General features: G+C 73.5%; 16 protein-coding genes. 10 read left to right on the forward strand and 6 right to left on the reverse strand.

The genetic code is table 11. The features are described 5' to 3' along the window. The first annotated feature begins 160 nt into the window (after positions 1-160). A complete protein-coding gene (locus ACZ3YL_RS06325; protein WP_465655837.1) occupies positions 161-1,939 on the forward strand; it encodes a protein kinase domain-containing protein in 1,779 nt (592 codons plus the stop codon). Here the strand turns inward: ACZ3YL_RS06325 and ACZ3YL_RS06330 are convergent. The 5 genes from ACZ3YL_RS06330 to ACZ3YL_RS06350 form a co-directional block, all read right to left on the reverse strand. Then, the gene (locus tag ACZ3YL_RS06330; protein ID WP_465655839.1) at positions 1,900-2,478 is read right to left on the reverse strand and encodes a hypothetical protein; all 579 of its coding nucleotides are present in this window, start codon (positions 2,476-2,478) and stop codon (positions 1,900-1,902) included. The two genes, ACZ3YL_RS06325 and ACZ3YL_RS06330, sit on opposite strands and share 40 nt — an antisense overlap. 166 nt (positions 2,479-2,644) lie before the next feature. Then, the gene (locus ACZ3YL_RS06335; RefSeq protein WP_465655841.1) at positions 2,645-3,673 is read right to left on the reverse strand and encodes an ABC transporter ATP-binding protein; all 1,029 of its coding nucleotides are present in this window, start codon (positions 3,671-3,673) and stop codon (positions 2,645-2,647) included. Continuing rightward, a complete protein-coding gene (locus ACZ3YL_RS06340) occupies positions 3,670-5,229 on the reverse strand; it encodes an ABC transporter permease (protein WP_465655843.1) in 1,560 nt (519 codons plus the stop codon). The genes ACZ3YL_RS06335 and ACZ3YL_RS06340 overlap by 4 nt, the downstream gene beginning before the upstream one ends. After that, complete coding sequence (locus ACZ3YL_RS06345) at positions 5,226-6,293, reverse strand: iron ABC transporter substrate-binding protein (RefSeq protein ID WP_465655845.1); 1,068 nt, start codon at positions 6,291-6,293, stop codon at positions 5,226-5,228. Before ACZ3YL_RS06345 ends, ACZ3YL_RS06340 begins: the two co-directional genes overlap by 4 nt. A 409-nt stretch (positions 6,294-6,702) precedes the next feature. Next, complete coding sequence (locus ACZ3YL_RS06350) at positions 6,703-8,946, reverse strand: heavy metal translocating P-type ATPase (RefSeq protein ID WP_188306282.1); 2,244 nt, start codon at positions 8,944-8,946, stop codon at positions 6,703-6,705. A 317-nt stretch (positions 8,947-9,263) separates the two neighbouring features. Here ACZ3YL_RS06350 and ACZ3YL_RS06355 point away from each other — a divergent pair, with 317 nt between their 5' ends. The 7 genes from ACZ3YL_RS06355 to ACZ3YL_RS06385 all read left to right on the forward strand — a co-directional run bounded on the left by ACZ3YL_RS06355 (position 9,264) and on the right by ACZ3YL_RS06385 (position 13,034). Continuing rightward, complete coding sequence (locus ACZ3YL_RS06355; protein ID WP_188306281.1) at positions 9,264-9,683, forward strand: peptidoglycan-binding domain-containing protein; 420 nt, start codon at positions 9,264-9,266, stop codon at positions 9,681-9,683. Positions 9,684-9,708: 25 nt separating this feature from the next. Then, positions 9,709-10,125, forward strand: coding sequence for a peptidoglycan-binding domain-containing protein (locus tag ACZ3YL_RS06360; RefSeq protein WP_188306280.1), 417 nt, complete (start codon positions 9,709-9,711; stop codon positions 10,123-10,125). Positions 10,126-10,150: 25 nt separating this feature from the next. Next, positions 10,151-10,543, forward strand: coding sequence for a peptidoglycan-binding protein (locus ACZ3YL_RS06365; RefSeq protein ID WP_465655848.1), 393 nt, complete (start codon positions 10,151-10,153; stop codon positions 10,541-10,543). Between the two features lie 85 nt (positions 10,544-10,628). After that, positions 10,629-11,705 carry a peptidoglycan-binding protein gene (locus ACZ3YL_RS06370; protein WP_465655850.1) on the forward strand — a complete coding sequence of 359 codons (1,077 nt, stop codon included), beginning with the start codon at positions 10,629-10,631 and terminating at the stop codon, positions 11,703-11,705. Positions 11,706-11,816: 111 nt separating this feature from the next. After that, positions 11,817-12,188, forward strand: coding sequence for a peptidoglycan-binding domain-containing protein (locus ACZ3YL_RS06375; protein WP_188306277.1), 372 nt, complete (start codon positions 11,817-11,819; stop codon positions 12,186-12,188). A 47-nt stretch (positions 12,189-12,235) separates the two neighbouring features. Continuing rightward, positions 12,236-12,604, forward strand: a complete 369-nt coding sequence (locus ACZ3YL_RS06380; protein WP_188306276.1) for a peptidoglycan-binding domain-containing protein — start codon at positions 12,236-12,238, stop codon at positions 12,602-12,604. Positions 12,605-12,668: 64 nt separating this feature from the next. Continuing rightward, on the forward strand, positions 12,669-13,034 hold the full coding sequence (locus ACZ3YL_RS06385) for a peptidoglycan-binding domain-containing protein (protein ID WP_188306275.1): 366 nt from the start codon (positions 12,669-12,671) through the stop codon (positions 13,032-13,034). Positions 13,035-13,177: 143 nt separating this feature from the next. Here ACZ3YL_RS06385 and ACZ3YL_RS06390 read toward each other — a convergent pair whose 3' ends face one another. Beyond that, on the reverse strand, positions 13,178-13,561 hold the full coding sequence (locus tag ACZ3YL_RS06390) for a hypothetical protein (protein WP_465655853.1): 384 nt from the start codon (positions 13,559-13,561) through the stop codon (positions 13,178-13,180). A 341-nt stretch (positions 13,562-13,902) separates the two neighbouring features. Here ACZ3YL_RS06390 and ACZ3YL_RS06395 point away from each other — a divergent pair, with 341 nt between their 5' ends. Both ACZ3YL_RS06395 and ACZ3YL_RS06400 read left to right on the forward strand, forming a co-directional pair. Beyond that, positions 13,903-15,840, forward strand: coding sequence for a PhoX family protein (locus ACZ3YL_RS06395; protein ID WP_465655855.1), 1,938 nt, complete (start codon positions 13,903-13,905; stop codon positions 15,838-15,840). 66 nt (positions 15,841-15,906) lie between these two features. Beyond that, on the forward strand, positions 15,907-17,066 hold a 1,160-nt coding region (locus ACZ3YL_RS06400), incomplete at its 3' end, for a peptidoglycan recognition protein family protein (protein WP_465655857.1).

Genomic DNA, 17,066 nt, shown 5'->3' on the forward strand with positions numbered 1-17,066 from the left:
AAGCCCCGTACGATCATGAGTTGACGTCGTTTCGTGATGTTGCCCGGGCGCCCAACAGAATAGGCCCTCCCCCGGGCGGCCGAACAGGAACCCGGACTATCCTGGCTGCGCATCAGCAGCGGTCAGAAGCGTCGGGGGTCGAGTGTCCGAGTCTCGTTGGGTGCCCGGGCTCCGCTTCGGGCCCGAGTTCGACCCCGAACAGTACGAACTCCTGGAGTTCCATCACCGGGGCGGCGAGGCCGAGGTGTGGCGGGCCGTGCGCACCGGACACAACGGGATCAAGGAACTCGTCGCCGCCAAGATCATGCTGGAGCGGGACCCGTCCGAGGTGCGGCGCTGGCTCGGCCGCTGGGACGACGTCTCGCACAACGCCCACCGGCTCGGCATCACCGACCTGGTGGTGCCCAGCTTCCTGCTCGGCCCCTCCCCGCACCGGCCCGGTGCGGCGCCCTCCGGCGGGCTGCTCGGCTACCAGATCTCGCCCTGGGTCGAGGGCGTACCGCTGCACACCTGGGCCCGCGGCCAGCGCGGCGGGCCGGCCGCGATGGCCGAAGTGCTGGCCCGGCTCTGCCGGATCGTCGACGAGCTGCACCGCAAGCGCTGGGTGCACCGCGACATCTCCCCCGCCAACGTGCTGGTGGACGCCCAGGGCCTGGTCAAACTGATCGACCTGACCTTCCTCGCCCCGCTCGACCACACCCTGACCGTCGCGGTGTTCACCCCCGGGCACGTACCGCCGGAGGCCGAGCAGGTCGGCGGCTTCCCCACCACCGCCAAGGACCTCTTCGCGGTCGGCACCCTCGCCCGCACCCTGCTGCTGCCCGACCACGGCCGGCTCGACCACCGGCTCGCCGCCGAACAGGCCCGCGCCGAACTGCTCGCGGCCGGCTACGGCGAGGAACTGGCCCGGTGGGCCTGCGAACCGCTCGCCCGCGAACCCGACCGCCGCCCCGCCCCGCTCGGCCCCTGGGCCGCCCGCGGCCGGGAACTCCTGCGCGCCCACCGCCCGGTGGCGCGCACCGCGGGCCTGGCCGTGCTGCCCGACCGGGCCGGCCGGCCGCTGGTGGTCACCGGCGGCGCCGACGGCACCGCACTGGCCGGCCCCGGCCGTACCGACCACCGGCTGCCCGCCGGCCAGGGCCCCGGCGCGGTCCGCGAGCTGGCGGCGGGCTGGGCCGGGCGCCAGGGCGAGCTGGTGGTCTGCGCGGAGGACCGCTCCGGCACCCTGTGGGTCGGCACCGCGGCCGGCTGGTGGGAGGCGGCCCGCGGGATCAGCGGCCTGGCCGGGGCGGTCGGCGCGGCCGGCGAGCTCACCGTGTGGACCGCCGCCGCGGGCGGCCTGCGCTCCTACCGCTGGGCCCCCGGCCTCACCCTCACCGGTCAGGAACACCCCGGCTGCCCCGCCGACCGGGTGCTCGCCGCCGAGGAGGAACGGCCCGGCACCTGGCTGCTGCTGGTCGAACACCGCGAACGGGTGCTCAGCTGGCGGCCCGGCTCGGGGGAACGGCCCGTCCCGCTCGGCCCGCCCGGCACCCTGCGCGCCGGGGCCCTGGCCCGCACCTCCGCCGGACCGCAGGCCGCCACCCTCCGGCCGGACGGCTCCGCCCAGCTGCACACCCTCGGCCCGGCCGGCTCCGGGCCCGGTACGGAGATCGGCGACGGGGAGCTCTCCCTCGGCATCGCCATGATCGGCCACCGCGGTGGGCCCACCGTCGCCCTGGCCGGCGCGGGCGGCGTCCGGCTCCGGCTGCCACCCGGCGGGGCCTCCCGGCGCCCGCGCTGGTGGCGGCCCACCCTGCGCCCGGCCACCCGGGTCGCCCTCGCCATGGGGGACGACTGGCGGCTGTGCCTGGCGGCGGTGGTGGAGGGCGAACTGCAGGTGTGGCAGGAGGACGCGGCCTACCGGTGGCAGGCGGTGGAGCTGCCGGAGGAGAGCTGAGGCGTTTCCTGCGGGCAGCCGTGCAGGAGTTCGGCGAAGGCCGCGCTGGCGGCGTCCTGCGGGAGGATCCGCAGCGCCCGGTCGCCGTCCGGGGTGCTGATCACGTAGTGCTCGGCGAGGTACGAGAAGTCGTCCCAGGCCTCCCAGCGGTGGGCGCGCAGCAGGATCCGGCCGCAGCGGGTGCAGCCGATCCACGGCACCAGCACCAGGTCGGCCAGCTCCGGCTCGCTCCAGCCGGTCACCACCTCGGCCTCGTCGCGCTCGCCGTCGAGCAGCCGGACCGGGGCGGCCGCGTCGTCGCCCGGGCAGCGCAGCAGCCCGGGGGTGAGCCGCTCGCGCTCGCCCCACTCCTCGGCGAGTACGGAGATCTGTGCCCGGTCCGTACCGCTGATCGGGATCTGGCGGGCGAGCAGGCCTTCGACCAGCAGTCCGAGCCCGCTCTCCTGCTCGCCGATCGCCCAGCAGTCCTTGACGCCCTGGGCGGCGTCGTCGGGCAGGAGGTCGGCGATCCGGTGCCAGAGTGCGGTGTTCTCGTCCATGGGCCGGACTCTAACCCCCGGCCGACACCGGTCCGCCGGCCAGGGAGCCTCCCGCGGTGGCCGGCCGGGCGGGCCACTGCCGGGGCCGCCGGCCCGACGGACGGCGCGGTCGCACGGCGACCGCCCGACGGGCCCCGCCCGGTCAGGGCCCCGGTCACGGCCCCGGTCAGGCCTCGGTCAGGACGTGCACCGGCCCGACGGCGCTCACGTACGCCTCGCCGCCGACCGGCCAGGGTTGGTCGGCGGAGGCGATCAGCACCTCCGGCAGTCCGGCCGCCTCGGGGCGGAGTTCGACCCGGTGGTCGTGGCCCCGGAAGTCGCTGCCGATCACCTTCGCCGGGACGGCGCGCTCCGCCGGCTCGGCGGTGAGCCGGAGTTGGCCGGGGCGGAGCAGGGCGAGCGAGCTCCCGGAGGCGGGGGTGCCGAGCGGGAGGACGCCGAGGGCGGTCCTGGCCTCAAGTCCCCTGGCCTCGGCCGGGATCAGGTTCGCCTCGCCCAGCACGCCGGCCACGGCGGCGTCCGCCGGCCGGTGGTACAGCTCGTCGGGGCTGCCCGCCTGGGCGATCCGGCCGTCGCGCAGTACGGCGACGGTGTCGGCGAAGGAGAGCGCTTCGTCCTGGTCGTGGGTGACCAGCACCGCCGTGGTGCCGGACTGGCGCAGGGCGGCGGCGACTTCGCGGCGCAGTTCGGCGCGCAGCGCGGCGTCGAGGGCGGCGAAGGGCTCGTCCAGCAGCAGGAGGCGGGGGCGGGGGGCCAGCGCCCGGGCCAGGGCGACGCGCTGCTGCTGACCGCCGGAGAGCTGGTGCGGGCGGCGTTCGGCCAGGCCGGGCAGGCCCACCAGGTCGAGCAGTTCGCCGACCCGGGCGCGGCGCTGCGCACGGGGCAGGCCGAAGCCGATGTTGGCGGCGACGCTCAGGTGCGGGAACAGCGCGCCGTCCTGCGGGACGAGGCCGATGCCCCGGTGTTCGGCGGCGAGCCGGTCGCGGCCGTCGTCCAGGACGCGGCCGTGCAGCACGACCTGCCCGGCGGCGGCCGGGTGGAAGCCGGCCAGTACCCGCAGCAGGGTGGATTTGCCGCAGCCGGAGGGGCCGAGCACGCAGGCGAGGGCGCCGTCCGGCACGGTCAGGTCGATGCCGTGCAGGACCGGGCTGCGCCCGTGGGTGGCGTGCAGGTCGAGGACGGACAGTCCGGTCATGGGTTGCTCCCGGGACGGCCGAGGGCCGGCCCTGTGGCACGGCGGGTCAGCAGCAGGACGGAGGGGACGGACAGCAGCACCATCAGCGCCGCGTACGGGGCGGCCGCCCCGTAGGCGAGGCCGCTGGTGTAGACCCAGAACTGGGTGGCCAGGGTCTGGGTGCCGGTGGGGCGCAGCAGCAGGGTCGCGGTCAGTTCGGTGGAGGCGGTGAGGCCGACCATGGCGACGGCGGCGCCGAGGCCGGGCAGCACCAGCGGCAGGGTGATCCGGCCGAGCACGGCGAGCGGCCGGGTACCGAGCGAGCGGGCGGCCTCCTCGACACCGGGCGGCACCTGGGCGAGGGCGGCGCGCACGGCCGTCAGCGCGAGCGGGAAGAACAGCAGGACGTAGCCGAGGATCAGCATCGGCGGCTGCTGGTACAGCGGCCGGGCCCAGCGGACGGCGAAGAAGACCACCGCGAGGGCGACGGCGATGCCGGGCAGCGCCCGGGTGAGGTAGGCGATCCGTTCGACCGCGCGGGCGGGCCGGGTACCGCGCCGCCAGCCGTACAGGGCGACCGGGACGGCGGAGACCGTCGCGACCAGGGCCGCACCGAGCGCGTACCCGAGGGTGGCCAGGGTGGCGCCGAGGACGGAGGCGGAGGGCAGGGTGGTGGAGCTGCCCTTGACCAGCCAGTACGCCAGCGCGTACAGCGGCACCCCGAGCGAGGTGCCGACCAGCGCGGCCAGCCCGGCCAGTGCGGGGGCGGTCCAGCCGCCGAGCCGTGCGGGCACGGCGGGGCGGGCGAGGGCGCCGTGCCGGGTGATCCGGGCCCGGCGCCCGGCCCAGGCCTCCAGGGCGACGAGCAGCAGGGCGAGCGCGATCAGCACCAGGGTGAGCAGGGAGGCGGAGGCCGCGTCGAAGCCGAGCTTGTACTGGGTGAACACGGCGGTGGCGAAGGTGGTGTAGCGCAGCATCGCGAAGGCGCCGTACTCGCCGAGCAGGTAGAGCGAGACCAGCAGCACGCCGCCGGCCAGCGCGGGCCGGGTGAGCGGGAGGGTGACCCGCCACAGGGTGGCGAGGCGGCCGCGGCCGAGTGAGCGGGAGACCTCCTCCGCGGCGGCGTCGCCGTTCCGCAGGGCGGCCGCGACCGGGAGGAAGACCAGCGGGTAGAGCGAGCAGGTCATCACCAGCACCGCGCCCCAGTAGCCGTGGACGGAGCGGAACAGCGAGACCCAGGAGTAGCCGCGGACGAACTCCGGTACGGCCAACGGCAGGGCGAGCGCGACGGTCCAGGCCCGGCGGCCGGGCAGGGTGGTGCGTTCGACCAGGTAGGCGGCGCCGAAGCCGAGGACGGCGGTGGCGAGGGTGACGGCGGCGGCCAGGCTGAGGGTGTGCCAGAGCAGGGTGGCGATCAGCGGACGGCCGAGCAGCCGCCGGGCCTGGTCCCAACCGGCTTGGGCGGCCTGGGCAATGACGAAACCGAGCGGTGCGGCGACCACCGCGACGACGGCGACGGCGGCGGGGGCGAGCAGACCGCCGGCCCGCCACCACCGACCGGCCACCGGGGTCGTCACTGGAGGAGTCCGGCGTCCTGCAGCAGGGCCAGCGCCTGCTTGCCGTCGCCGAGCGCTGCCGGGTCGGCGACGGTGCCGAGGCCGTCCAGGGCGGGCAGTTCGGGCTTGCCCTGCACGCCGGCGACCAGCGGGTACTCGTAGCTGGCGGAGTTGGCGATGACGGTCTGGGCGGGGGCGGAGGCGAGGTAGCCGAGGAACGCCTGGGCGGCGGCCTGGTGCTTGCCGTGCCGGAGGACGGCGGCGCCGGAGACGTCGATCAGCGAACCCGGGTCGCCCTTGGGGAAGTAGTGCAGGGTCGCGTGGGTCTCGGCGGCGCCCTTCTCGTCGCGCAGCCGGTAGAAGTAGTAGTGGTCGATGACGCCGCCCTCGACCTCGCCGCTGTTGATGGCGGCGGAGAGGTTCTCGTTGCTGTCGTAGGTCTTGGCGTTGTCCTTGAGGCCCCTGAGCCACTGCTTGGCGGCGTCCTCGCCCTTGGCCTTGAGGACCTGGGTGACGACCGGGGCGAAGTCGGTCTCGCTGGGAGCGAAGCCCAGTCGGCCCTTCCACTCGGGCTTGGCCAGGTCGAGCACGGAGGCGGGCGGTGCGGTGTCGGCGCCCTTGCCGGTGCCGGCGAGGAAGGCGGCGGTGCGGGCGGAGACGCCGACCCAGTCGCCCTTGGCCGAGCTGTCGGCGGCCGGGACGGACTTGAGGGTGTCCGGGGCGACCTTGGCGAGCAGGCCCTTGTCGTCGAGGACGGTGAGCGCGGGCGGGTTCTCGGCGTAGAAGACGTCGGCCGGGGAGGCGTCGCCCTCCTGGAGGATCTGGTTGGCCAGCTCGGCCTCGTCGCCGGAGCGCAGTTCGACCTTGATGCCGGTGCGCTTGGTGAAGTCCCCGGTCAGCGCCTTGACGGTCTGCTCGTGCTGGCCGCTGTAGACGGTGATGGTCTGGCCGCCTGCCGCGGTGGCGTTGTCGGTGCCACCCGTGCCGCCGGAGCTGCCGCAGGCGGTGAGGGCGAGCGCGCTGGCGGCGAGGAGGGACAGTCCCGCGAGGGGCCGGATGGTTCGGTGTCGAACGGTTCCGGGCATGGCGGTTCCGGGCATGGTGAGGGTCCTCCGAGGGTGGCGGGGGTCGGCCGTACGGGCTCGTGACTGACGCCGGGCTCCGACCTGGCGAGACCAGAACCTAGGGCAGGAAAGGCTTGCCTAACAAGTGTCGGAGCGTCACATCTCGGTCCGGTCGCGGCAGAGTAGGACCCTGGTGAGCGCCACCCCAAGTGAAGGCAAAACACCCGTCAAGAGCGGGTCGGGGCAGGATGAGGAGGGCCGCCTCGGTCGGTCCCGCTCCGCTCGATCCCCACTACGGTGCGTGACGACGGCACGTCGGCCCCGGCCGCACCTGCGCGGTCGGGCATGCGACCGGACGCGCCGGTGCCCCGGGACCGGTGTCGGTCCCGGGGCACCGGCCCGGCGGAGGGAGCGTGTCGAGCGGGCGGGCTCAGCGGAAGCGGCGCAGCCGGAGGCTGTTGCCGACCACGAAGACCGAGGAGAAGGCCATCGCCGCCCCCGCGATCATCGGGTTGAGCAGCCCGGCCGCCGCCAGCGGCAGGGCGGCGACGTTGTAGCCGAACGCCCAGAACAGGTTGCTCTTGATGGTGCCGAGGGTCTTGCGGGAGAGCCGGATGGCGTCGGCCGCGGCCAGCAGGTCTCCGCGGACCAGGGTGAGGTCGCCCGCCTCGATCGCGGCGTCCGTCCCGGTGCCCATCGCCAGGCCCAGGTCGGCCTGGGCGAGCGCGGCCGCGTCGTTGACGCCGTCGCCGACCATCGCCACGACCCTGCCCTCGGACTGCAGCCGCTTGACGGTGTCGACCTTGTCCTGCGGCATGACCTCGGCAATCACGTGCTCCGGCCTGATGCCGACCTCGGCCGCGACCGCCTCGGCGACCAGCCTGTTGTCGCCGGTCAGCAGCACCGGGGTCAGTCCCAGGGCGCGCAGCCTGCCGACGGCCTCGGCGCTGGTCGGCTTGACCGCGTCCGCGACCTCCAGCACGGCCCGGGCCTCGCCGTCCCAGCCGACCGCGATCGCGGTGCGGCCGGCCGACTCGGCCCCGCGCTTGGCCTCGGCCAGCGCGGGCGGCAGGTACTGCGACCACTCGTTGAGCAGCGCCTCCCGGCCGGCCACCACCGCGTGGCCGTCCACCACGCCCTGGACGCCCAGGCCGGGCACGTTCTCGAAGCCCTCGACGGCGGGCAGTTCGCCGGCCTTGGCGGCGGCGGTGGCGATCGCCCGGGCGATCGGGTGCTCGGAGGCGTGCTCCAGGGCGCCGGCCAGGCGCAGCACCTCGGCCTCGGTGACGTTCTCGACGGTGTGCACGGCGAGCAGGGTCATCTGGCCGGTGGTGACGGTGCCGGTCTTGTCGAGCACGATGGTGTCGACCTTGCGGGTGGACTCCAGCACCTCGGGGCCCTTGATCAGGATGCCGAGCTGGGCGCCGCGGCCGGTGCCGACCAGCAGCGCGGTCGGGGTGGCCAGGCCCAGGGCGCACGGGCAGGCGATGATCAGCACGGCCACGGCGGCGGTGAAGGCGGCCGTCCAGCCCTCGCCGGTGCCCAGCCAGTAGCCGAGGGTGGCCACCGCGAGGGTGATCACGATCGGGACGAAGACCGCGGAGATCCGGTCCGCGAGGCGCTGGGCGGCGGCCTTGCCGTTCTGGGCGTCCTCGACCAGCCTGGCCATCCGGGCGAGCTGGGTGTCCGCGCCGACCCGGGTGGCCTCGACCACCAGCCGGCCGCCCGCGTTGACGGTGGCGCCGGTGACGGTGGCGCCGACCCCGACCTCCACCGGCACCGACTCGCCGGTGAGCATGGAGGCGTCCACCGCGGAGGCGCCCTCGACCACCGTGCCGTCGGTGGCGATCTTCTCGCCGGGGCGCACCACGAAGCGCGTCCCCACCGCCAGTTCGGCGATCGGTATCCGCACCTCGGCTCCGCCGCGCAGCACCGTCACGTCCTTGGCGCCCAGTTCCAGCAGCGCCTTGAGCGCGGCCCCGGCGGTGCGCTTGGAGCGGGCCTCGAAGTAGCGCCCGGCCAGGATGAAGGCGGTGACTCCGGCCGCCGCCTCCAGGTAGATGTCGGACGCGCCGTCGCTGCGGGCGATGGTGAACTCGAAGCCGTGCCGCATGCCCGGCATCCCGGCGTCGCCGAAGAACAGCGCCCACAGTGACCACAGGAACGCGGCGCCCGTACCGAGCGAGACCAGGGTGTCCATCGTCGCGGCGCCGTGCCGGGCGTTGGTGAACGCGGCCTTGTGGAACGGCCAGGCGGCGTACGTGACCACGGGGGCGGCGAGGGTCAGGGACAGCCACTGCCAGTTGTCGAACTGGAGAGCCGGCACCATCGCCATCGCGATCACCGGCACCGCGAGGGCCAGCGCCGTGAACAGCCGCTGGCGCAGCGGGGCCAGTTCGTCGGCGGGCTCGGCCCGCTCGGCGCCCGCCGGTTCGGCGGCCGGCGGCTCGGGGAGCGCGGCAGTGTAGCCGGTGGCCTCGACGGTGGCGATCAGGTCGGCGACCTCCACCTCGCCCTCGAAGGTGACCTTCGCCTTCTCGGTGGCGTAGTTGACGGTGGCCGCGACGCCGTCCATCCGGTTGAGCTTCTTCTCGATGCGGGCCGCGCAGGAGGCGCACGTCATTCCGCCGATCGAGAGTTCCACCTCCGTGGAGGCGGGTGCCTGGGTGGTCATCGTTGCTCCTCGCGACAGTCGGGTACTTCGAGGTCCGTGCGCGGCCGGGCCCTCATACCCTGGAGGGGTATCGGGCGGTGCCGAGTTCATTTATACCCATGGGGGGTATCGAACGCAAGGTGCTCGCCCCCACCGGTGTCTCACTGTCAGCTGGAAACGGCGTCCCACCCCGCAGGCCCGCGCCGTGGGACACGTCCCTGGGACCGATGGGACGCCGAAACACCTCCCGCACGGACGGCGGGTAGGGCACAGTTCTGCCCGCAGCTCGATGTGATCACGAGCCGAAACCGACGCCGCTCCCCGGGGGGAAGCACGCCATGAGCCTCATGTCCCGCATCACCAGGACCGCCACCGCGACCGCCGTCGCCGGCGCCGCCCTGCTCGCCTTGGCCGGCACCGCCAGCGCCAACCAGAGCGCGCCGTACATCGGTGACGGCTACGCCAACAACTCCCAGGCCGTGTGGTGCGTCCAGCACAACCTCAACCACTTCATCGGCATCACCACCCGGACCAACCGCCCGGCACCGCTGGACGAGGACGGCATCTGGGGCCCGAAGACCAAGGCCGCCGTCCAGTGGCTCCAGACCGACTCCATGGTCGGCGGCCAGTGGCTCCAGGCCGACGGCATCGTCGGCCCGCTCACCGGATCCCTGATCGTCGGTGACGGCTACCCGGACTCCGTCGGCACCTCCAGCTCCCCCTGCTGGCAGTACATCCCGACCGTCGAGGGCCCCTGATCATCCGGCGCAGGAGGACAGACGCATGACCAAGAGGAACTACGGCCGCGGCGTGGTCGCGGCGGCCATGGCCGGCGCCGCGCTGCTGGGCCTGTCCGGGACCGCCGGCGCCAGCCCCAGCGCCCCGACCCTCGGCGACGGCTACGCCGACAACACCCACGCCGTGTGGTGCGTCCAGCACAACCTCAACCACTTCCTGAACACCACCAATCAGGCCGACCACCCCGCGCCGGTGGCGGAGGACGGGATCTGGGGCCCGCAGACCAAGTCCGCCGTCCAGTGGCTGCAGTCCCACACCTTCCTCAGTGGCCGGTCGCTCCTCCCCGACGGCTTCGTCGGCCCGCTCACCGGAAACGCGATCATCAGCGACGGCGACCCGTACTACGTCGGCAGCTACGACGCCTACTGCTGGCAGTACATCCCCACCACCTACGGCCCCTGACCACCCGTACTGCGAGGAGCGACACATGCCCGCGAAGTCCTTCGGCCGCGCCGCGGCGGCGCTGACCCTGGCCGGTGCCGCGCTGCTGGGCCTGTCCGGGACCGCCAACGCCAGCCAGAGCGCGTCGTACATAGGCGACGGCTACGCCAACAACAGCACGGCGGTGTGGTGCGTCCAGCACCTGATCAACGAAGTCGCCCTGCAGAACAACCGGGCGGCCATCGACGAGGACAGCACCTGGGGCCCGCAGACCAAGGACCAGGTCGTGTGGTTCCAGACCCTCGAACACGTGCAGCCGGACGGCATCGTCGGCCCCTTCACCGGCGACAACATCCTGTACCACGGCGACCGGCAGTACGGCGGGAAGTCCGGGGCCTGCTTCCCCTTTGTGCCCAGCGACTCGGGGCTGTTCGAGTAGCACCCGCCCGTCGAGCACACCCGGGCGTCAGGGGGCCCAGTACCTGCGCCCCCTGACGCATCACCACGGATCCGGAGACCCTCCTGTGAGCACCCTCCTCCCCGCCCGGCACCGCTTGTCGCTGGGCCTGGCCCTGGCGGCCGCGCTGACCGGCGTCGGCGCCTACACCGCCTCCGCCGCGACCGCGCCGGCCCCGATCCCGATCACCTCCCCGGCCTGCCCGGCCAACCTGACGCAGGGCGAGGCCGACGGCTGCGTCACCCAGCTCCAGGCGGAGCTCAACCTGACCGGCGCCCACCTCACCGTGGACGGCCAGTTCGGGCCCGCCACCGCCACCGCCGTGCGCACCTTCCAGGGCGCGCACAGCCTCACCGCGGACGGCATCGTCGGCCCGGCCACCAAGTCGGCGCTCGACACGGCGGCCACCGCCGCCTCCGGCACCGTCGACCTGCGCACCCAGTGCGGGGACCTCCAGACCGGGGCGAGCGGGCAGTGCGTCTCGACCCTGCAGACGATGCTGAACACCTTCAACGCCGGCCGCCTCGTCGTGGACGGGCAGTTCGGGCCGGCCACCGACACCGCCGTACGCAACTTCCAGGCCGCACAGGGCCTGGCCATCGACGGGATCGTCGGCACCGGCGTCAAGAACGCCCTCTACACCGGCACCCCCGCCCCGCTGCCCAGCGGCCCGATCGACTCCACCAGGGTCCTGAACGCGGCCCAGTCCTACCTGGGCGTGCCGTACGTGTGGGGCGGCGGCCACTCGCTGCGCGGCGAGGGCCCCGGCCCGTCGCTGGGCACCTGTGACGGCTACACCGGCTCGATCCAGCCCTGCCCGGCCAACACCACGGCCGGCCTGGACTGTTCGGGCCTGGTCCGGGCCGCCTTCTGGTTCGGCGCCGGCATCGACCTCGCCAACGGCGGCGACACCACCGAGCAGACCCTGGACAAGCACCTCACCCCCATCACCGAGGCCCAGCGCCAGCCGGGCGACGTCGAGTACTTCGGCACCGACGCCCACAACACCGTGCACGTGGTGCTCTACGCCGGCACCGACTCCGCCACCGGCGCGGACATGATGTACGAGGCCAAGGAGACGGGCACCAACGTGCACTACGTCACCCTGCGCACCGGCGGCTACTGGTACCACGTCACCGCCTGACCCACCCCCACGCGCGGGTGACACCGACCGTCACCCGCGCCGGATCCACCACTGTCACCCGGGGCCACCCGCCCCGGGCCCATTCGCCTGCCCTCCTGAAGGAGAACTCCCATGCGCACCAGGATCGCCGCCGCCGTCGCGGGCGCCGTCATGCTCACCGGCCTCGGGGTCGGCACCGCCACCACCGCCTCCGCCAGCACCCCCGCCGTGTGCAGCTCCTACGGCTTCAGCAGCGACAACGAGCCGGAGGTGAGCTACGGCGACTCCGGCCCCGAGATCAAGGCCCTGCAGTGCGAGCTCAACTACAGCGTGCGCGGCGCCGGTCTGCAGGTGGACGGGGTCTTCGGCAAGAACACCCTCGCCGTCGTGCAGAAGTTCCAGGGCTGCGCCCACCTCGACCCCGACGGCATCGTCGGCCCGCTGACCTGGGCCAAGCTGGACTACCAGAGCGACATCGACACCGCGGCGAACTACCTCTGCTGATCCGGCCCGACCAAGTCCTCCCCCTCACCTGTCCCGAAGGAAGAACCATGCGCAACAAGCTTGCGGCCGTTGCGATCGCCACCCTCCTGGCCACCGGCTTCGGTGTGACCACCGCCGGCAGCGCCTCGGCCGCGACGTCCCCGAGCCAGCTCTGCGGCGGCTACAGCACCAGCGAGCCGGAGCTCTCCAAGGACGACAGCGGTGACGCGGTCAAGGCCCTGCAGTGCGAGCTCTACAACTCCCTCGCATACATGGGCCCGGACGTCGACGGGTACTTCGGCCCCAAGACCCTCGCCGCGGTGCAGAAGTTCCAGACCTGCACCGGTCTCCAGCCCGACGGCATCGTCGGCCCGCTGACCTGGGCCAAGCTGGACTACCAGAGCAACCAGGGCACCACCCCCGTCTGGTGCGTGTAGTCGCGGCCCCACCCCTGGGGCCGGTACGCCCCGAACGATCACCCAGCTGTCGAACGGAACCAACATGCGCAACAAGCTCACGGCCGTCGTCCTCACCACCGCCCTGGCCGTCGGCTTCGGAGTGGCCACCGCCGGCAGCGCCTCGGCCCAGAGCTCGGACTGCGGCCAGTACAGCTGGAACCAGCCCGAGCTCAGCTACGGCGACTCCGGCAACGAGGTCAAGTCCATGCAGTGCGAACTGAACGCCTCCTCCACCCTCTTCCCCACCCCCTTCAACCTGGACGTCGACGGGCAGTTCGGCAAGAACACCCTCGCCGCGGTGCGGAAGTTCCAGACCTGCGCCGGTCTCAAGCCCGACGGCATCGTCGGCCCGAACACCTGGTCCAAGCTGGACTTCTACGCCACCCCGTGGAACGTGCTGACCTGCTGACGATCCGTCGCGCAGGGGACTGACGAAACGCTCGGCCGGAATCTCCCGGCCGAGCGTTTTCGCGTACGGCCCGTCGGACCGGGCGGCGACCCACAGCCGGACAGCGACCACGGCCGGGGCCGGTACGCGGCCACCCGGGCTGCTCAGCCCGTGAAGGGGAACGACGGCAGCACCCGGCACACCGACTCCGGCGGCTGCCCTGGCAGCACCGGCGCCGGGGCCCCCATCCCGGTCACGTAGAGCCAGGTCAGGACGACGGCGGCGACGAGCTGGACCGGGAACCGGTAGCGGCGCCCCCTCGGCAGGCGGCCCAGCAGCGCGCCGAGCACCAGCAGCGCGCCGAGCGTGAAGACCCACCAGAGCTCCGTGGCCAGCGCCAGGTTCGGGTTCGCTTCGTGGTCCTGGCCCAGGCAGAGCCGCCAGCTCGCCAGGATCCGGCTGTTGCCGATGAGCGTGCCGCCGGTGGCCAGCACCAGGGCGGCCGCCACCCTCGACCAGACTCCCCGCCGCTCCCGCGTCGACTGCATGAACCGCCTCCACCCGCTCGTCCCGTCCTCCCGGCCGTCCTCGCTGATACGCAGACCGCCGGATCCAGGTTCCACCATGCCCGCCGGCCCGCAACCGGTTCCCACCTGCGCTGTCTCACGGTGTCTCAAACCGAGGGTCGGGACGGTTGAGACGGGTTCGGTATGGCTGCGGGCCCTGATGTGGACCTAGGTTCAGCTTCGCGAGTCCCCGCCGGCGACCCTTGCGCTCCGGCGACGGCCGGCCGTCGCCGTATGCCTCCCGACCACGAGGGACGGTGAGCGCGGTCGGTCCTCCTCCCTGCACCCCGCTCCTGCGGGCCGACCTCCCTTGGGTGGCGACCATGCCAGATCACCACACTCCGCATCCGGAGTCAGCACCCCGCCACACGTTCGACGACGTGGTGGCCGCCGGCCTGTCGCGTCGTCAGGCCCTGACCGGCGGCACCATCGCCCTGGCCGCGTTCCTCGGCCTCTCCGCGTCCCCCGCCTCCGCCGCGTCCGCCGGGCAGCCGGGCGCGGCCGGCGCGGCGGCGCACCCGCTCGGCTTCACCGCCGTGCCGACGAGCAGCGCCGACGCCGTGACCGTGCCCGCCGGGTACTCCGTGCGGGTGCTCGCGCCGTGGGGGCAGCCGGTGCGCGACAGCGGCCCGAAGTGGCGCGCCGACGGCGGCAACACCGCGGCGGAGCAGGCCGACCAGGTCGGCTCCCACCACGCCGGACTGCACTTCTTCCCGGGCACCGACGACTCCCGCGGCACGCTGGTGCTCACCCACGAGTCCACCGACGCCGCCCTCCTGTACGGCCGCGGCGGTACGAAGCTCACGAAGGAGCAGGTCGCCAAGGCGCTCGCCGCGCACGGCGTCAGCGTGCTGGAGGTGCACCGCACCGGCGACGGCTGGCAGCTCGCCGACTCCCCGCGCAACGTGCGCGTCACCGGCGCCACGCCCGTCACCTTCTCCGGACCGCTGGACGCCGACCACCCGGCCCTGCGCACGGGCACGCCCGCCACGGGCACGCTCGGCACCGGCGCACACGGTGTGACCCCGTGGGGGACGTTCCTGGCCGGCGAGCAGAACGTCGCCGGCTACTTCGGCACCGACGACACGACCTGGCGGCCGACCCGCGCGCAGAAGCGGGCCGGCGTCAGCGCCCGCGGCGACGGCTACGGCTGGCACCGCGCCGACCCGCGCTTCGACCTCGCGGCGAACGGCAACGAGGCCAACCGCTTCGGCTGGGTGGTGGAGATCGACCCGAGCGCACCCCAGGCGCCGCCCGTGAAGCGCACCGCGCTGGGCCGCTTCCAGCACGTCGGGGCGAGCGTGACCGAGTCCGCCGGCCGGGTCGTGGTCTACAGCGGCGACGACGAGAACGGCGGCTACCTCTACAAGTTCGTGGGCTCGGACAGCTGGTGGCGGCTGCGCTCCCAGGGCCGCAGCCCGCTGGACCACGGCACCCTGTACGTCGCCCGGTTCGAGGACGACGGCACCGGCCGCTGGCTGCCGCTCACCCACGGCCAGGGCCCGCTGACCCCGGCCAACGGCTGGGCCGACCAGGCCGACGTGCTGCTGCGCGCCCGGCAGGCGGCGGACTCCCTCGGCGCCACCCCGCTGGACCGCCCCCAGCAGACCTCGGTCGGCCCGGACGGGACGGCCTTCTGCGCGCTCGCGAACAGCCCCGGCCTCGGCCACTGCTCCTCCGGCCCGAACGCCCACCGGGCCGCGGTCAGCCCCCGCGCCGACAACCCGTACGGCCACATCATCCGGTGGCGGGAGGACGCGAAGGCCGATCAGGGCGAGGGCCGGGCAACCGGCTTCCACTGGGAGGTCTTCGTGCTCGCCGGCGACCCGGCCCACGATCGGCAGGTCCACCTGGACACCGCCGGCATGTTCGGCTCGCCGACGAACCTGTGGTCCGACGCCGACGGCCGGCTGTGGATCGGGACCGGCATCTCCGCCTACGACCAGAACCGGGCCGAGAGCGGCCACGAACACCTGGGCAACAACGCGCTGCTGGCCGCCGACCCGGCCACCGGCGAGATCCGCCGCTTCCTGACCGGCCCGCGCGGCGCGCAGATCACCGGCTCCGTCACCACGCCCGACCGCCGCACCATGTTCGTCAACGTCCAGCACCCGGGCGAGCACACGCTCGCCTGGGGCACGCCCACCCAGGACGATCCCCGCGTGGTCAGCAACTGGCCCGACCACGACCCCGCCGGCCGGCCGCGCTCGGCCGTGCTCGTGATCCAGCGGACGGACGGGGGCGTCATCGGGGCCGCGTGACGCCCCCACCGACGTAGTTCGACGCCCGCCGCATCAGCAAGCTCAGCACGGAATCCGGAGAACCAGATGGTCACCATCATCTCGCGCAGTGAATGGGGCGCCCAGAAGCCCAAGAAGATCGACCCGGACCCCTTCACCCCGTGGAAGGGCGGCGTGGTCATCCACCACGAGGGCGGAGGAAACAAAGCCGTCGATCCTCACGACCAGTGCGCCGCTCTGGTCCGGAAGATCCAGGACGACTCGATGAACTACGACATCATCGACGAGTTCGAGGTCCAGGTCGGCAAGAAGGAAGACCCGTACGACGACATCCCGTACAACTTCGTGGTCTGCAAGCACGGCGGCATATACGAGGGGCGCGGAGCCGACCGGCGGTCCGCCGCGAACAGCAAGGAGACGCCCGGGGCCAACAGCGACTACTACGCCATCATGGGCCTGATCGGCTCCGACGACGACGTCACCCCGGCGATGGTCAGGAGCATCACCGTCCTGTGCAGCTACCTGAGGAGCGAGAAGGGCGCGGGCAGCAAGATCCTCGGTCACACGGACGTGCGCCCCAAGACCCACACGGACTGCCCCGGAAAGCTCTACCCGTACGTCCAGCGGGACGAGTTCAGGACCGGCGCGGGCACCGGCGGCGGCCCCGACTCCGACACGCTGCACATCTACGGCCGCGCCCAGTGGGGCGCCCGCCCGGCGAAGGACATCACGCCGGTGGACATCAGCGCCCGCACCGGGTTCACCGTGCACTACTCGGACGGGCCGACCACCCAGACGCTCCGGTCGATCCAGAACTACCACATGGACTCCAACGGCTGGTCCGACATCGGCTACAACTTCCTGGTCGACACCAGCGGCCGGATCTTCGAGGGCCGCGGCTGGTACCTCCAGGGAGCGCACGCCTACGGGGCCAACACCAGCCACATCGGCGTCTGCTTCATCGGCGAGAGCGGGGACGCCACCGACATCGCGCTGTCCGCGATCCGGTCGATGTACGAGAAGGCCTGCGACATGGCCGGCCACGTCCTCGACAAGACCTACCACGGCATGCTCCCCGGCAACTCCACCGACTGCCCGGGGGCGCAGCTGCGCGCCTGGGTCCAGAACGGCATGCAGGCCCAGGTCCGCCCGATCGACTGGGCCGGCGCGGACTACACCCCGCCGCCCACCGACTCCAGCGGCGCGAACGGTGGCGGCATGACCCAGGTGCGGTCGGTCTCGGCCCA

Source organism: Kitasatospora sp. NPDC023176, assembly GCF_055560495.1.

Coding starts and splice junctions, on each gene's coding strand:
- ACZ3YL_RS06385 (WP_188306275.1), top strand. CDS start 12,669: ATGCGCAACAAGCTCACGGCCGTCGTCCTCACCACCGCCCTGGCCGTC.
- ACZ3YL_RS06335 (WP_465655841.1), bottom strand. CDS start 3,673: ATGACCGGACTGTCCGTCCTCGACCTGCACGCCACCCACGGGCGCAGC.
- ACZ3YL_RS06350 (WP_188306282.1), bottom strand. CDS start 8,946: ATGACCACCCAGGCACCCGCCTCCACGGAGGTGGAACTCTCGATCGGC.
- ACZ3YL_RS06330 (WP_465655839.1), bottom strand. CDS start 2,478: ATGGACGAGAACACCGCACTCTGGCACCGGATCGCCGACCTCCTGCCC.
- ACZ3YL_RS06390 (WP_465655853.1), bottom strand. CDS start 13,561: ATGCAGTCGACGCGGGAGCGGCGGGGAGTCTGGTCGAGGGTGGCGGCC.
- ACZ3YL_RS06395 (WP_465655855.1), top strand. CDS start 13,903: ATGCCAGATCACCACACTCCGCATCCGGAGTCAGCACCCCGCCACACG.
- ACZ3YL_RS06380 (WP_188306276.1), top strand. CDS start 12,236: ATGCGCAACAAGCTTGCGGCCGTTGCGATCGCCACCCTCCTGGCCACC.
- ACZ3YL_RS06360 (WP_188306280.1), top strand. CDS start 9,709: ATGACCAAGAGGAACTACGGCCGCGGCGTGGTCGCGGCGGCCATGGCC.
- ACZ3YL_RS06355 (WP_188306281.1), top strand. CDS start 9,264: ATGAGCCTCATGTCCCGCATCACCAGGACCGCCACCGCGACCGCCGTC.
- ACZ3YL_RS06365 (WP_465655848.1), top strand. CDS start 10,151: ATGCCCGCGAAGTCCTTCGGCCGCGCCGCGGCGGCGCTGACCCTGGCC.
- ACZ3YL_RS06375 (WP_188306277.1), top strand. CDS start 11,817: ATGCGCACCAGGATCGCCGCCGCCGTCGCGGGCGCCGTCATGCTCACC.
- ACZ3YL_RS06345 (WP_465655845.1), bottom strand. CDS start 6,293: ATGCCCGGAACCGTTCGACACCGAACCATCCGGCCCCTCGCGGGACTG.